This is a genomic window from Hafnia alvei (genome assembly GCF_964063325.1).
Taxonomy (GTDB): Bacteria; Pseudomonadota; Gammaproteobacteria; order Enterobacterales; family Enterobacteriaceae; genus Hafnia; species Hafnia alvei_B.
This window is the reverse complement of record NZ_OZ061315.1, coordinates 1,278,839-1,294,345: the sequence shown is the minus strand read 5'-3', so window position 1 is coordinate 1,294,345 and position 15,507 is coordinate 1,278,839. Positions and strand designations below refer to the sequence as shown.

General features: G+C 49.7%; 12 protein-coding genes and 2 pseudogenes. All 14 read left to right on the top strand.

Features of this window, described 5'->3' with window-relative positions:
• The first annotated feature begins 8 nt into the window (after positions 1 to 8).
• Positions 9 to 482 (top strand): rRNA maturation RNase YbeY, encoded by a 474-nt coding sequence (gene ybeY, locus AB3Y96_RS06135; RefSeq protein ID WP_367298740.1) that lies wholly within the window; start codon positions 9 to 11, stop codon positions 480 to 482.
• 80 nt (positions 483 to 562) lie between these two features.
• On the top strand, positions 563 to 1,447 hold the full coding sequence (gene corC / locus AB3Y96_RS06130) for a CNNM family magnesium/cobalt transport protein CorC (protein WP_004096455.1): 885 nt from the start codon (positions 563 to 565) through the stop codon (positions 1,445 to 1,447).
• A 7-nt stretch (positions 1,448 to 1,454) separates the two neighbouring features.
• The gene (gene lnt / locus AB3Y96_RS06125) at positions 1,455 to 2,978 is read left to right on the top strand and encodes an apolipoprotein N-acyltransferase (protein ID WP_367298739.1); all 1,524 of its coding nucleotides are present in this window, start codon (positions 1,455 to 1,457) and stop codon (positions 2,976 to 2,978) included.
• A 149-nt stretch (positions 2,979 to 3,127) separates the two neighbouring features.
• On the top strand, positions 3,128 to 3,715 hold the full coding sequence (locus AB3Y96_RS06120; RefSeq protein WP_072308390.1) for an MSMEG_1061 family FMN-dependent PPOX-type flavoprotein: 588 nt from the start codon (positions 3,128 to 3,130) through the stop codon (positions 3,713 to 3,715).
• A 411-nt stretch (positions 3,716 to 4,126) separates the two neighbouring features.
• Complete coding sequence (locus tag AB3Y96_RS06115; protein ID WP_072308389.1) at positions 4,127 to 5,059, top strand: glutamate/aspartate ABC transporter substrate-binding protein; 933 nt, start codon at positions 4,127 to 4,129, stop codon at positions 5,057 to 5,059.
• Positions 5,060 to 5,318: 259 nt separating this feature from the next.
• On the top strand, positions 5,319 to 6,059 hold the full coding sequence (locus AB3Y96_RS06110; protein ID WP_025800660.1) for an amino acid ABC transporter permease: 741 nt from the start codon (positions 5,319 to 5,321) through the stop codon (positions 6,057 to 6,059).
• Positions 6,059 to 6,733 carry a glutamate/aspartate ABC transporter permease GltK gene (gene gltK / locus AB3Y96_RS06105; RefSeq protein WP_072308388.1) on the top strand — a complete coding sequence of 225 codons (675 nt, stop codon included), beginning with the start codon at positions 6,059 to 6,061 and terminating at the stop codon, positions 6,731 to 6,733. Before AB3Y96_RS06110 ends, gltK begins: the two co-directional genes overlap by 1 nt.
• Positions 6,733 to 7,458 (top strand): amino acid ABC transporter ATP-binding protein, encoded by a 726-nt coding sequence (locus AB3Y96_RS06100; protein ID WP_025800658.1) that lies wholly within the window; start codon positions 6,733 to 6,735, stop codon positions 7,456 to 7,458. The genes gltK and AB3Y96_RS06100 overlap by 1 nt, the downstream gene beginning before the upstream one ends.
• A gap of 166 nt (positions 7,459 to 7,624) precedes the next feature.
• A complete protein-coding gene (gene rihA / locus AB3Y96_RS06095; RefSeq protein ID WP_367298738.1) occupies positions 7,625 to 8,572 on the top strand; it encodes a pyrimidine-specific ribonucleoside hydrolase RihA in 948 nt (315 codons plus the stop codon).
• Between the two features lie 14 nt (positions 8,573 to 8,586).
• The gene (rihA, locus tag AB3Y96_RS06090) at positions 8,587 to 9,519 is read left to right on the top strand and encodes a pyrimidine-specific ribonucleoside hydrolase RihA (protein ID WP_367298737.1); all 933 of its coding nucleotides are present in this window, start codon (positions 8,587 to 8,589) and stop codon (positions 9,517 to 9,519) included.
• 168 nt (positions 9,520 to 9,687) lie between these two features.
• Positions 9,688 to 13,851: an RHS repeat-associated core domain-containing protein gene (locus tag AB3Y96_RS06085; RefSeq protein WP_367298736.1), complete on the top strand. Its 4,164-nt coding sequence runs from the start codon at positions 9,688 to 9,690 to the stop codon at positions 13,849 to 13,851.
• Entirely contained in the window at positions 13,844 to 14,452 is a 609-nt protein-coding gene (locus AB3Y96_RS06080) for a hypothetical protein (RefSeq protein WP_367298735.1), read from the top strand. The genes AB3Y96_RS06085 and AB3Y96_RS06080 overlap by 8 nt, the downstream gene beginning before the upstream one ends.
• A gap of 132 nt (positions 14,453 to 14,584) precedes the next feature.
• Positions 14,585 to 15,247, top strand: a pseudogene (locus tag AB3Y96_RS06075) (RHS repeat-associated core domain-containing protein); the annotation flags it as partial.
• Positions 15,228 to 15,473 (top strand): annotated as a pseudogene (locus tag AB3Y96_RS06070) (hypothetical protein); the annotation flags it as partial. The pseudogenes AB3Y96_RS06075 and AB3Y96_RS06070, both read left to right, overlap by 20 nt.
• Positions 15,474 to 15,507 lie beyond the last annotated feature (34 nt).

Below are 15,507 nucleotides of genomic sequence, written 5' to 3'. Positions count from 1 at the left end.
AACACACTATGAGCAATGTAATATTAGATCTGCAAATCGCCTGCGAAAACACGGAGGGGTTGCCCGCCGAGGCCGATTTCCGTCAATGGCTTGAAGCGGTGCTACCTAAGTTTCAAGAAGAAGCGGAAGTCACCATTCGTTTGGTTGATGAAGCAGAGAGTCACGAGCTCAATATGACCTATCGCGGTAAGGATAAACCGACCAACGTGTTATCCTTCCCGTTCGAAGCGCCTCCGGGCATTGAGCTTCCTCTGCTGGGTGATATGATTATCTGCCGGCAGGTAGTTGAAGCAGAAGCAAAAGAACAAGAGATTTCCCTGCTATCGCATTGGGCGCATATGGTTGTTCACGGCAGTCTACATCTGCTAGGGTATGACCACATCATTGATGAAGAAGCAGAAGAAATGGAAGCTTTAGAAGCCGAAATCATGCAGGAACTCGGGTATCCCGATCCCTACGCGGCGGAAAAAGAATCCAATTAAATATTGCGTCATACGGCCCCTAATCGCGCCGTATGACGTGAATTATTGACCACTTATATGAGTAACCACACACTAACGCCATGAGCGACGACCATTCACAAAACAACGATAGCCCCAGTCCCAAAAAGGGTTTTTTCTCTCTGATTCTCAATCAGCTGTTCCACGGAGAACCTAAAAATCGTGGAGATTTAGTTGAACTGATCCGTGATTCCGAACAAAACGATCTGATCGATCCCGATACCCGTGACATGCTGGAAGGCGTGATGGATATCGCGGAGCAGCGCGTTCGCGACATCATGATCCCACGTAGCCAAATGGTCACCTTGAAACGTAATCAGACGCTGGAAGAGTGTCTAGACGTGATTGTTGATTCTGCCCACTCTCGTTTCCCGGTGATTAGCGAAGATAAAGATCACATCGAAGGGATCCTGATGGCGAAAGATTTGCTGCCGTTTATGCGCAGCGACTCTGAGCCGTTCAGCATCGACAGAGTGCTGCGCGCGGCCGTGGTTGTTCCAGAGAGCAAACGTGTTGACCGTATGCTCAAAGAGTTCCGTTCACAGCGTTATCACATGGCGATCGTTATCGATGAATTCGGTGGCGTTTCTGGCCTGGTCACCATCGAAGATATCCTCGAACTTATCGTGGGTGAAATCGACGATGAATATGACGAAGTTGAAGATCGCGATGTGCGCCAAATCAGCCGCCACATGTACACCGTGCGTGCGCTGACTCAAATTGAAGACTTTAACGAAGCCTTCGGCACTCACTTCAGCGACGAAGAAGTTGATACCGTGGGTGGCTTGGTAATGCAAGCCTTTGGCCATCTCCCGGCACGCGGCGAAACCATTGACATTGATGGTTACCAATTCAAAGTAGCCATGGCCGATAGTCGACGCATTATACAGGTTCATGTCAAAATCCCGGATGAGTCCCCTCAACCGAAATTGGATCTGGAAGATTAATAACAACATGTGTTCATTACTCCAACGCCAGTGGGTTCGCGCCCTACTGGCGCTTATTTTGGGTGCCGCCGGCACCCTCTCTTTCTCTCCCTATGATTTCTGGCCTGCGGCTCTCGTTTCACTGATTGGGCTGCTTGCCGTTACGCTTAACCGCACCACGAAACAAGCCATCGGTTTGGGTTTTCTGTGGGGAATGGGGTTATTCGGAACGGGAATCAACTGGGTTTACGTCAGTATTGAACAGTTTGGCGGCATGCCAACGCCGGTGAGTATGGCACTGGTCGTGCTGCTGGCGGCCTATCTTGCGCTGTATCCAATGCTTTTTGCCGGCGTGCTCAATCGTTTTTGGCCTAAGGCGAACGTGTGGCGTTTGGTTATTGCGGCTCCGGTGCTTTGGCAATTGACTGAATTCCTGCGCGGCTGGGTATTAACCGGCTTCCCATGGCTTCAGTTTGGCTATAGCCAGATCAACGGCCCGCTGAAAGGCATCGCGCCCATTGCGGGTATGGACACCATCACCTATTTGCTGATGATTATCAGTGGATTGGTTGTGCTTTCGGTCTGCCTGCGCAAAATTGTCCCCGCGATTGTTGCTCTCGCGCTGTTGTTATTACCTTGGCCGCTGCGCGGCATTCAGTGGTATCAGAACCAAACAGACAAAGCGGTAAACGTGGCAATGGTTCAGGGCAACATTGAGCAATCCATGAAGTGGGATCCAAACGCGCTGATCACCACGCTGCAAACCTATCTGGACGAATCACGTCCTTATCTGGGGAAAGCGCCGATTATCATTTGGCCAGAATCTGCGATCCCAGATACGGAAAAGAATCAGAACCAGTTCTTAACCATGCTCGACAGCCTGTTCCGCTCACACCACAGCAGCCTGATTACCGGTATTGTTGATGACCGCATGGGCGAATATGGCCCACGCTACTACAACACCGTGATCGTCTTGGGTGAGAAAGAACCGTACGCTTATCCAAGCAAAAACCGCTACAACAAGCATCATCTGGTTCCCTTTGGCGAATTTGTGCCAATGGAAGATTTGCTGCGCCCTCTGGCACCGTTCTTTAACCTGCCGATGTCAGCCTTTAGCCGTGGAGACTATATCCAGCCGCAGCTCAGCGTGCAGGGATATAACCTAACGGCGGCTATTTGCTATGAAATTGTGCTTGGCGAACAAGTGCGGGCTAACTTCCGTCCAGACACCAACTTCTTGCTCACCGTGTCTAACGACGCGTGGTTTGGTCACTCTATTGGCCCGTGGCAGCATTTCCAAATGGCACGGATGCGTGCGTTAGAGCTTGGCCGCCCACTGCTACGTAGCACCAACAACGGCGTCACGGCCGCGGTTGATGCTTCAGGCAATGTGATTGCTGAAATCCCACAGTTCGAGCGTAAAGTGCTTGAAGTTAACGTTGCACCAACGACAGGCATCACGCCTTATGCCCGCTTTGGTTCTATCCCACTATGGGTTATTACCTTTGTGATGGCCGGTCTTGCATTGATTGCTGGGCGTAAACGCCGTTAATCCGGCACACCTCCCCCTTCTCGGGGGAGGTGCTTATCAATTCCCCAAAGCCCCTCCCTACATATGAAGCAGGGTTATTTTCGCGATTGCGAATCATACTCACTGCTGTTAATGTGCCAGCAATTTCCTTAGTCATTAATGAGAAAGTGATGCAGCTAAATCCTGAATTTATCATTGCCGATGAGCAAAAATTACGTGAACACTATGCTCAGCCCAATAAGATGGTGCTGCAGAAGCAAATTGATCACATTGATAGCTACGCCCGCCAGCTGATCGCGTCGTCTTCATTTGTCGTGATTTCAACTATTGGCGAAAAAGGGATGGATTGCTCTCCCAAAGGCGGAGATGCGGGCTTTGTCGTGGTTGAAGATGAAAAGACGCTGTTACTGCCAGACTTACCGGGTAACAACCGCTTAGACGGTATTCGTAACCTGCTGAGTAATCCCACCATCGGACTGCTGTTTTTAATCCCCGGCTGGAGTGAAGCCTTTCGTGTGAATGGCACAGCGCAACTCAGCATCGATCCTGAGTTGTGCCAGCGTTTCAATGTTCAGGAAAATGCAGCCCGTAGCGTACTCGTAATTAACGTTGAAGAAGCCTTTATCCACTGCGGTAGAGCCGTGACCTTTGGGGGCTTATGGGACACCGAACGCCATATTGACCCTACGTCACTGCCTTCTATTATGGAAATTGCTCACGCCCACATCGCGCTATCTCAAGCAGCCTCTCAAGCCTAATATCGCCATGAGCTCCCTAACGGAGCTCAATTTCTGGCACACCTCTTGCAATATCCCCTTCATAACCACCGAAACTCATGCATTGGCGTTAATCGATAAAAACTCTGCACATACTTGATGCATTAGCTGCATTATTTTTGTGCATCGAGAAAATTATGCCACTAAATGGTGCGGTTTATGTCTCAAAATATAAACATAAAGATATCAATTTGGTTACATTAGGCTATTTTGCTATCAAGTGCAGACGTTTTATGCACGCCAAATAAGAGACAACCAATTTCGACAATGGGTAAACGTGCAGCGGTGCCATCGTTCCGGCACCTACGTGCGAAAAGATAAAAAGCAGTAACAAAAGCTTTATATAACAATTAAATGTGAAACTTGTAGCACAACAATCAAAGGAGTACGCGAATGCAAATGCGCAAACTGGCGTTATCAATGCTGCTAATCGGTATGTCGGGCACCGTGGCTCACGCCGCAGATGAAGCAAAAGCAGCAGATGCCCAGAAAACTGAAGCTTCTGCAGACACATTACAAAAGATTAAAAGCAGCGGCGTTATCGTCGTTGGTCATCGCGAATCTTCTGTACCTTTCTCTTATTATGACAACGCGCAGAAAGTGGTGGGCTATTCCCAAGACTATTCGAATCAAATCGTTGATGCGGTTAAAAAGCAGCTGAACATGCCTGATCTGCAGGTAAAAATGTTGCCTATCACCTCGCAGAACCGAATTCCACTGCTGCAAAACGGAACCTTTGATTTTGAATGTGGTTCCACCACCAACAACGCAGAGCGCCAGCAGCAAGCGGCTTTCTCTAACTCGATCTTCGTTGTCGGGACTCGTCTGCTGGCTAAAAAAGGCGGCGATATTAAAGATTTCAAAGATCTGGCGGGTAAACCAGTCGTTGTAACATCGGGTACCACCTCTGAGATCCTGCTTAATAAACTGAACGAAAAAGACAATATGAAAATGCGCATCATCAGCGCCAAAGATCACGGTGACTCTTTCCGTACTCTGGAAAGTGGTCGCGCAGTGGCCTTTATGATGGATGACGCTTTATTAGCCGGTGAGCGTGCTAAAGCGAAAAAACCCGATCAGTGGGAGATCGTTGGCACACCTCAGTCACATGAAGCCTACGGCTGTATGCTGCGTAAGAATGATCCAGCCTTTAAAAAGCTGATGGATGAAACCATTGCCAAAGCGCAAACCTCCGGCGAAGCCGCTAAATGGTTTGAACGTTGGTTCAACCAGCCAATTCCGCCAAAAAACATGAATATGAACTTTGCTCTTTCTGATGACATGAAAGCGCTGTTCAAAGCCCCTAACGACCAAATCGCTAAATAGACCCTAGTCTCCGCACGATTTAAAAATTAAGGAGACGGAGACAATCGCCATTGTCATTTGAGTTACACAAAGGCGCTAGATTGCTGACAAAACTTTAGGCAGACGGGATTGGGGGAGATCGTTCCCTCCCCCTTTTTCTCGTCGCAGTTGTCTTGTCTCCAATTCAAAAGTGACTGTCATCAATTTTCGTGTGTGCGGTTATCTACCCAGCCTGACATCTGAATAGGTTATTGCCGTATCTCACTTTAGGGAGCTATCTATGTCTATTGACTGGAACTGGGGCATCTTTTTGCAACAGGCACCTTTCGGCAACACGACGTATCTGGGGTGGATCTGGTCTGGTTTTCAGGTCACGGTAGCCCTGTCTATCTGCGCCTGGATCATCGCGTTTTTCGTCGGATCTATTTTCGGCATCCTACGTACCGTTCCTAACCGTTTTCTCTCAAGCCTCGGCATGTGTTACGTCGAGCTTTTTCGCAACGTCCCATTGATTGTGCAATTCTTTACGTGGTATCTGGTGATCCCCGAGTTATTGCCCGCCGATATCGGCATGTGGTTTAAAAGCGAGCTCGATCCCAACATCCAGTTCTTCGTTTCATCGATGCTATGTTTGGGGTTATTCACCGCTGCACGCGTGTGTGAACAGGTTCGCTCAGGCATTCAATCGCTGCCACGCGGGCAAAAAAGTGCCGGTTTAGCCATGGGGCTAACGCTGCCGCAAACCTACCGTTATGTCTTGCTGCCTAACGCCTATCGCGTGATCGTTCCGCCAATGACGTCCGAAATGCTTAACTTGGTTAAGAACTCGGCGATTGCATCAACCATTGGTCTGGTCGACATGGCGGCTCAGGCAGGCAAGCTACTCGATTATTCCGCTCATGCCTACGAATCCTTTACCGCTATCACGCTGGCCTACATTGCCATCAACGCGGTGATCATGCTGATCATGCACTTCGTCGAGCGCAAGATTCAGCTACCAGGGAATATGGGGAGCAAATAATGTACGAATTTGATTGGAGTTCTATTGTTCCCAGCCTGCCCTATCTGATGAATGGGATGGTCATTACGCTAAAAATTACGCTCATCGCAGTGGTCTTTGGCATTATCTGGGGCACTGTTTTAGCCGTTATGCGTCTATCGTCGTTCAAACCGATTAGCTGGTTTGCCGCGCTCTACGTCAACCTGTTCCGCTCCGTACCGTTGGTGATGGTTTTACTTTGGTTCTATCTTGTTGTTCCAAGCTTATTACAACAAGTTCTAGGTTTATCACCAAAAAACGATATTCGGCTTATCTCAGCCATGGTAGCGTTTTCTCTATTCGAAGCCGCCTATTACTCAGAAATCATTCGTGCGGGCATCCAAAGCGTATCCAAGGGGCAGTCAGGCGCTTCGCTGGCGTTAGGCATGACCCACTGGCAATCGATGCGTTTGGTGATCCTGCCCCAAGCGTTCCGCGCCATGGTGCCGCTGCTGCTCACTCAGGGAATTGTGCTTTTTCAAGATACTTCACTGGTGTACGTACTCAGTTTGGCCGATTTCTTCCGCACCGCGTCAACCATTGGGGAACGTGATGGAACGCAGGTAGAAATGATTCTGTTTGCCGGTTTTGTCTATTTTATTATCAGCCTAGCCGCTTCGGCGCTGGTTAATTACTTGAAAAAAAGGACTGTTTGATGATTTCCCTGAAAAATGTTTCTAAGTGGTATGGTCACTTTCAGGTGCTGGCAGACTGCTCCACGGAAGTGAAAAAAGGCGAAGTGGTGGTGGTATGTGGCCCTTCAGGTTCAGGTAAATCAACGTTGATAAAAACCGTTAATGGTCTGGAGCCAATTCAAAAAGGCGAGATCACGGTGAACGGAATTCAGGTTAACGACAAGCGCACAGATTTAGCCAAGCTACGCTCGAAAGTGGGCATGGTTTTTCAGCACTTTGAACTGTTTCCACATTTGTCGATTATCGAAAACCTCACGCTGGCACAGGTAAAAGTGCTAGGCCGCGAAAAAGCAGCGGCAAAAAGCAAAGGGTTAAAGCTGCTGGAACGCGTAGGACTTAGCTCCCATGCTGACAAATTCCCTAGCCAGCTCTCTGGTGGACAGCAACAGCGCGTGGCTATTGCACGTGCGCTGTGTATGGATCCTGTCGCTATGTTGTTTGACGAACCGACCTCGGCGCTCGATCCTGAAATGATCAACGAAGTGCTGGATGTTATGGTTGAGCTGGCAAAAGAAGGCATGACCATGATGGTGGTGACACATGAAATGGGCTTTGCGCGTAAAGTGGCCAACCGCGTGATCTTTATGGATGAAGGTAAAATTGTGGAAGATCGCAATAAAGACGACTTCTTCAATAATCCAGAATCCGATCGCGCCAAAGATTTCCTCGCAAAAATCATTCATTAATATTTTCGTGCGCAATTCCCACAATCGCGTGGGATTGCGCATTACCTCACGCTTTCCACTCCCTTTTCTATTCCAAATTTCTTCTGCGCGTTAAGCTGGTCACACAATCATTTTCAAACAAAAAAGCTCAAACAATAAAACCCGCTGATGACAGGAGTCTTCTTGAATGTCTTTACCTATTATCCTTGATTGCGATCCCGGCCACGATGACGCTATTGCGCTCATCCTTGCCCTTGCCTCACCAGAGCTCGAACTCAAAGCCGTTACCACCTCCGCAGGCAACCAAACGCCAGAGAAAACGCTGCGCAATGCTCTGCGCATTTTAACGCTGTTGCAAAGAAGCGATATTCCGGTGGCCGGCGGCGCAGTAAAACCGCTGATGCGTGAGCTGATCATCGCCGACAACGTGCATGGTGAAAGCGGTTTAGACGGCCCTGAGCTTCCAGAACCCAGCTTCGCGCCACAACTCTGCAATGCCGTTGAGCTTATCGCCAAAACCCTACGTGAGAGCGCAGAGCCGGTGACGATTGTCGCCACCGGACCACTCACCAATATTGCATTGCTCCTCAGCTCACATGCCGAGTTACAGCCCAAAATTGCGCGCATCGTGATCATGGGCGGTGCAGCAGGGCTCGGCAACTGGACGCCAGCCGCCGAGTTTAATATTTATGTCGATCCTGAAGCCGCTGAAATCGTATTTCAATCAGGGCTACCGATTGTTATGGCTGGACTTGATGTCACTCATCGTGCCCAAATCATGAGTGAAGATATTGAACGCTTCCGTCAGTTGGGTAATCCCGTCGCCGCCGTGGTCGCTGACCTGCTAGATTTCTTCATGGAATATCACAAACAGGAAAAATGGGGATTCCAAGGTGCTCCGCTACACGATCCTTGCACCATCGCATGGTTGATTAAGCCATCGATGTTTACCTGTGTTGAACGCTGGGTCGGCGTTGAAACGCAAGGAAAATACACACAAGGGATGACCGTGGTGGATTACTACAATCTGACCAACAACGCCCCGAGTACCACCGTAATGATGGATATTGATCGTCAGGCATTCGTCGATTTACTGGTTGAACGCGTCGGCACCGCCTACGCCAATCTGCGCTAACGGAGGAAAAAACGATGCCAACCCCTATTATTTTTGACTGCGATCCAGGACTTGACGATGCAATCGCACTGGCGATGGCTTTACATTCGCCAGAGCTGGATATCAAAGCCGTCACCACCTCAGCGGGTAATCAAACGCCTGAGAAAACGCTGCATAACGCGCTAGGTTTGCTCACGCTCATGCAGCGTACCGATATTCCTGTAGCAGGCGGCGCGCACCAGCCGCTTATGCGCAAATTAATGATTGCCGACCACGTGCATGGTGAAACCGGAATGGGAACCACCAAGCTCCCAACAGCCACCATTCAGCCTCACCCACTTAATGCCGTTGAGCTGATGGCAAAAATCCTCCGCGAATCAGATACGCCGATAACGCTGGTAGTCACAGGACCAATGACCAACGCCGCGCTATTGCTATCACAATACTCGGAGCTGAAGTCCAAGATTTCACGCATCGTCTTTATGGGTGGCGGCATCGACGGCGGTAACGCCACTCCAGCGGCAGAATTCAATATCATCGTTGACCCCGAAGCCGCTGAAATTGTGTTGCAATCAGGCGTGCCGCTAGTGATGGCTGGGCTAAATATGACCCATCAGGCGTTAGTGATGGCGGATGAAGTCGAACAAATTCGCGCTATAAATAATCCGGTGGCGAAGGCCGTGGCCGAGATGCTTGATTTCTATCTACCGCTCTATCTTAGCGGGCCCCGTAAACTGCCGGGCGCAGCGATGCACGATCCTTGCGTCGTGGCATGGTTGCTTAAACCTGACTTATTTACCTCGGCACACTACTGGGTTGGGGTAGAAACACAGGGGAAATACACCACGGGCATGACCGTGGCAGACGTCTACAACCTAACGGGGAATACGCCCAATACCGAAGTATTGCTCAACGTCGATCGAGAAGGGTTTGTGAAACTTTTGATGGAGCGAGTTTCACTGTATTGATGTTTATTAGGCCAACAACCTCAATATCGCCCTATTCATAGGGCGATTTTCTGCAAACACTTAAATTTCCCTTAATTAATTCATAAATCAAACGCCATTTAACAATCCCACAGCCCGTGGCATAGATAAGCACACTCGGTGTGCATATTACGTACAGGGATAAGTGCGATGGCAGGATTACCCGCAGCGCGTCAAACAGACGAAACTACAATCGGCGGCCCTATCACGCAAGGCTCGTTAGGCGTGCTGATTGGCGCCCCTAGCGGCGTGGCCTGTTCGACCTGTCCCAATGGACAAAAAGTCGGTAAGCCCGTCAACCCGTTATTGGGCGCCAAAGTCCTCTCCGCCGAAACCGACGTTGCCTTACCGGCCGCCGTGCCCTTCATTCTGTCTCGCAGCTACAGCAGCTACCAAACCGATACCCCTGCGCCTGTCGGACTGCTCGGCCCCGGCTGGCAATTGCCCAGCGGCGTCAGCCTGCTGGTGACCAAAGCCGGCCTTATCCTCAACGACAACGGCGGGCGCAGCCTGCATTTCAACACGCTCGCCGTTGGTGAGGCGCATTTCAGCCGCAGCGAATCCCTGTGGCTGGTGCGCGGCGGCCTGCTGGAACGCGACAAAAACCACCCGCTGGCGATGCTTTGGCACACCCTACCCGAATCGTGGCGGTTAAATTCACACCTGTACTTGAGTACCGCCGATGCTCTCGGCCCGTGGTGGGTGCTCGGTATTTCGGAAGACGAAGGCCACACCACACTCCCTGCCCCCTTATCCGCGCGGCGTTTTTTGCGCGGCATGCGTGACCGTTTTGGGCAGGAATTACAGTACTTTTATGATGGCACCGGCGTCATCACCGAGGTTGAGGACAGCGTGGGGCGGCGTTATCGGCTTGAGCACCAGCATATCGCCGAGGCGGTCTGTACGCAGCGCGGCGGCTGGGGACGTGACAACGGCGTTCGCCTGTCGGCGGTGTATTTGGTGCATGACCCTGACTTTCCCGATGTGCCCGCTGAGCCGCTGGTGCGTTATGAATACACCCCGCGCGGTGAACTACAAACCGTGTATGACCGCAGCGGGCAGGCCATTCGCCAGTTCGCCTATCATCCCGATTTACTCGGACGCATGACCGCCCATCGCTATCTGGGTCGCCCCGTCAGCCGCTATACCTACGATGCACAGGGCCGCGCCGTGACCCAAAGCAACCCCAACGGGCTGGATTATCAGTTCGATTACGCGGCAGATAGCACCACGGTGACCGACAGCCTAGGTCGTCGTGAAACCTACTATTACACCGGTGAAAAAGGCCTTAAACGGGTGGTGAAGCGCACCTACGCCGACGGCAGCGAAAGCCACAACGAGGTGGCGGGTTATCTGTTGATGGCGCAAACCGATGCGCTGGGGCGAAAAACGGCGTTCACCCACGATATTACCACCAGTCAGCTCACCAGCATCGTCGCCCCCGACCGCACCCGCTTTGGCTATAATCTCCACGGTTTACTGACTCAAACGATACTGCCCGATGACCGTCGCCTCACGCGCAGCTATGACGCGCTTGGCCGCCTGACCGCAGAAAGTGATGCCCTTAACCGCACCGTGCGCTATGCCTATGCCGATGACAGCAGCTCACAGCCCTGTGCCATCACCGATGCGGGCGGCGGAGAGAAACGCCTGACGTGGACGCGCAGCGGCCAGCTGGCCCGCTACACCGACTGCTCGGGCAACACCACCGAATACCGCTATGACCGCTGGGGGCAGCGCCGTGAGATTTGCCGCCCCGCAGCCCTCACCTTACGTTATGCATACGACGCTCGTGGCCGCCTGATAAGCACGGAAAATAGCACCGGTGAACGCACCCAGTATCACTACAATCCCGCGGGTGATTTAATCACGCTGACCGAGCCCGACGGCAGCCAAACCGTGATGACCTACGATGACAACGGCCGTTTGCTCACGCGCACCCACGGCGGTGCCACCCAGCAGTTTACCTATGACGCCGCCGACCGACTGATTGCGCTCACTAATGAAAATGATGCCCAGATGCGTTTTACCTATGACGCGATGGACAGATTGGTGGAAGAAGTGGGCTTTGACGGACGGGTTCAGCGCTATCGCTACAACGCGGCTGGGGAATTAATAGAAAGCGACGATGCCGGCCTGATAACCCAGTGGCAGCATGATATTTTGGGGCGATTAGTCAGCCGCACCCACAATACCGAAGATGCCGAAAGTGACATAGCGCGCTGGGAATATAACCTCGACGGCCAGCTAATAGCCGCGCATCACGTCAGCGAAGGCTACCCCGTCAGCGTGTTGTTTGAACGCAACCTGTCCGGGCAAATTAACCAAGAGCAGCAGATTGTCAGCGCCCCTGACGGCAGTATTTTGTGGCAGCACCGCATCCAGCATCGTTATGATGCCAACAGCGCCCTGCTGTTCACCACGCCCGACGGCCTACCCACCCTGCACTGGCACACCTACGGCCCCGGCCACCTGCTCGGCGTAGCGCTCGGCGAGCAAAGTCTGTTGGAATTTGACCGCGATACCTTACACCGAGAAACGCAGCGCCGCTTTGGCGAAAGTATCTTAGAGACAAGCTATACCGAGGTCGGACGGCTGCACAGCCTCACGCTCAGTACCCCCAACGCCGACCCGCGCGCACAGGAATACCGCTATACGTCGCGTGGCCAGCTGAGCGATATTGTCAGCCCATTTTCATCGCAGCACTATGGGTATGACGCCGCCGGCCGCCTCATCCACGAGCGCAGCGCCCACCGCCACACCGACTACCACCTTGACCTCGCGGGCAACCGGCTCATCAACCGCTACATGCCCGAGGCCTTTATGGCCGACATGCGCCATCCGGGTAATCGCCTGAGCGAAGATGCGCACTTTTATTATCAGTACGATGCCCACGGCAATCTTACTCAAAAAACCCGCAAACGCGACGCGGGCGAAGTGCATCACTACCGCTACGACCGCAGCCATCGCCTCGTCAGCTACCTCTGCGCGCAAGACGGCGAAGCCCTGCGCGGCGGCCGCTACTGCTACGACCCATTAGGGCGGCGCATCGGTAAACAGGTCATGCAGCGCAACCAGCCCAAGCACATCAGCTGGTTTGGCTGGGACGGCGACAAACTGGTGCTCACCGAGCGCGATGGCACCCGCATTCACACGGTCTATTTGCCCCACAGCTTTGTGCCCCTACTGCGTTTTGAAGGCGATAAGCCGCCAACAGTCACTCCGCTGGGCGACAAACTTGAGCTGGAAGTGGGTATCACCCTGCCGCCCGATTTCAAGCAAACCCTGCACCACATCGAGCAGGCGCTACGCGACAACCGCCTCAGCGAGGAACAACACGCGTGGCTCAATCAGGTACAGCTCAGCCCGGAATATCTGGCCACCCTGCTCGACCCACTGCCGGATACGCCCTACGCCGCGCAGCTGTACGACTGCAACCACCTCGGCACGCCACAACAGCTCATCAACCTCAACGGCGATATCGACTGGTCCATCACGCTGGACGCCTGGGGCAATGCGCTAAGCGAAGAAAACCCGCATCAGCTGCACCAACCAATCAGAATGCAGGGGCAGCAATACGATGAAGAATCCGGCCTGCACTACAACCGCCATCGCTATTACGATCCGACGATAGGGCGGTATATTACTCAGGATCCGATTGGGTTGAGGGGTGGATGGAATTTTTATGATTATACATCCGATCCGATTCAGCAAAGCGACCCATTAGGCCTAAGTGATAACTGGGATGCACTTTCCTCGATGGGAACAATAGGCGGAATTGACTATGGTGAAGCAGCCCAATCAGCTGGGAGCATTTTGCCATCTGGTGAATCTACTACAGCATTAAATAATATGGCATCAACTAAAGGAGCTTGGAATCCTGAGGCTGACTATACAAAATCTTGGGCAATCGACACTCCGAATATTGTGCTTACTGCAATCTTTGGGCCGGCAGCCTCTATTCCTAATGTTTTAAAAAGTGGCACAATTTTTTGTGCATCAAATATGACATATCAATGGGTTGAACACGGAGAAGTAAAAACTTCAGATGCTACCGCAGCTGCGTTAACTGGTGTTTTATACCCTGGACGCTCACTTATGGCTAATACATTAATAGCTTCAGGGATTGCTTATCTGAATAGTAGTAGTAATAGCGGGGCCGCAGGGGCTGGAGTAGGAACGATCGTAAGTGGTATTTTAGGGAAAATACCTTTGCTTTCTAATATTGTAGGTGACTATGCTACAGGATTAACGTCTGAAGGAGTTAGTGATAACATAGGAACATATATAAATAAGGATGATAATAATGAGTAAAATATTATTTTTAAAAAACAATAATGGGATCAATAAAGAAATATCGATGATCTCATATATTATAATGCTTTCATTACCAATATTTTTTTCTATATTTGCAATGCTCATCGGGATTGATTACTTCAACGATAATGGATGGTATTACAATCAAAGTGGTGTTTTAAGGTTAGTAAAAATAACTTCAATAAGTACTTTTTTTTCCATCATATGGAGCATCTTAACCATTTACACTGAGAAAATAAAAATAAAAAAAATAGTTTATAAATTTGAACTTGAATTCAATCAGGAAAAGTCCACTGATGAACTGAGCTTCATGCATAGCATGAGCAATAAGATTGCACGTAATATTCCTGAGGAAATTAAAAAGATAAAATCTCACTATGGTGAGATAAAAAAACTAGAAATTCAGACAATCTGTTTTATCCTAAAAGGTATACAAACAAAGACAACAGAGTGTAATGTTTTTTGTATTATTTTATTTTCTTTAGAAAAGAATGAAAATATTATTTTTAATTTCCAATCTATAAACAATGGGGATTTAAAATTGCAGAATATCACTTTCTCAACTGTTCCCGAACTTTCTGAAGCCCAAAAGGATTAATAATGAACAACTGATGATGAGCAAGATCCTTATTTACAGTGGAATGGATGGTGAGCCGATGCTTGTTACAATGAGAAAACCTACCGGTACCACTGCGGCTATCGGGAACAGTCACTGCCAGAACTCGACGTTGACGGAGGAATAGCATGGTATGCAGAGTTTGATGAATGGGGAAATCGGCACCAACCAATCTGAATGCAAGGTCAGCAATACGATGAAGAATCCGGCCTGCACTACAACCGCCATCGCTATTACGACCCGATGATAGGCCGGTATATTACTCAGGATCCGATTGGGTTGAGGGGGGGATGGAATTTTTATGCGTATCCGCTGAACCCAGTGCATGGTATTGATCCATTTGGGTTAAGTCCCGCAGATGTAGCGTTAATACGAAGAAAAGAACAACTAAACCATCAAAAAGCATGGGATATATTATCTAATATTTATGATGATATTAAGAGATTAAATTTAGGCGATACTGATCAATTTTTCCATTGTATGGCATTTTGTCGAGTGTCTAAGTTAAATAATGTTGGTGTTAGTCGAGCAGCGAAAGAACTGGGTTATGAAAAAGAGATTAGAGATTACGGATTAAATCTGTTTGGTATGTACGGTAGAAGAGAAAAATTATCCCACTCTGATATGATTGAAGATAACAAAAAAGACCTAGCTGTAAATGAACATGGGTTGACATGCCCATCAACACAGGATTGTTCAGATAGATGTATTAATTATATTAATCCAGGGCATAAGAAAACGATAAAGGATTTACAAGATGCTGACTATCTCAAATAATATATCAAAAATGATGGCATTTTTTTCTTCTATTATGATCGTTGTTTTTCTATGTGTAATTACGTATCTTTATTTACACAAAGATGAAGATCTCGTAAGTAAACATTACATTAACTACATGGCAATACCAAAAGGTGATGGAGTTTTTACATGGCTCCCGGATTTTTTCCCAAACACAGCGATGGATATATCAATATATACAAACGTAGAAGATAACTATTTTTTTTCTTATTTTACTTTAACACACGACGGTGGAAAAA

Coding starts and splice junctions, on each gene's coding strand:
- ybeY (WP_367298740.1), top strand. CDS start 9: ATGAGCAATGTAATATTAGATCTGCAAATCGCCTGCGAAAACACGGAG.
- AB3Y96_RS06080 (WP_367298735.1), top strand. CDS start 13,844: ATGAGTAAAATATTATTTTTAAAAAACAATAATGGGATCAATAAAGAA.
- corC (WP_004096455.1), top strand. CDS start 563: ATGAGCGACGACCATTCACAAAACAACGATAGCCCCAGTCCCAAAAAG.
- rihA (WP_367298737.1), top strand. CDS start 8,587: ATGCCAACCCCTATTATTTTTGACTGCGATCCAGGACTTGACGATGCA.
- gltK (WP_072308388.1), top strand. CDS start 6,059: ATGTACGAATTTGATTGGAGTTCTATTGTTCCCAGCCTGCCCTATCTG.
- lnt (WP_367298739.1), top strand. CDS start 1,455: ATGTGTTCATTACTCCAACGCCAGTGGGTTCGCGCCCTACTGGCGCTT.
- AB3Y96_RS06120 (WP_072308390.1), top strand. CDS start 3,128: ATGCAGCTAAATCCTGAATTTATCATTGCCGATGAGCAAAAATTACGT.
- rihA (WP_367298738.1), top strand. CDS start 7,625: ATGTCTTTACCTATTATCCTTGATTGCGATCCCGGCCACGATGACGCT.
- AB3Y96_RS06110 (WP_025800660.1), top strand. CDS start 5,319: ATGTCTATTGACTGGAACTGGGGCATCTTTTTGCAACAGGCACCTTTC.
- AB3Y96_RS06115 (WP_072308389.1), top strand. CDS start 4,127: ATGCAAATGCGCAAACTGGCGTTATCAATGCTGCTAATCGGTATGTCG.
- AB3Y96_RS06085 (WP_367298736.1), top strand. CDS start 9,688: ATGGCAGGATTACCCGCAGCGCGTCAAACAGACGAAACTACAATCGGC.
- AB3Y96_RS06100 (WP_025800658.1), top strand. CDS start 6,733: ATGATTTCCCTGAAAAATGTTTCTAAGTGGTATGGTCACTTTCAGGTG.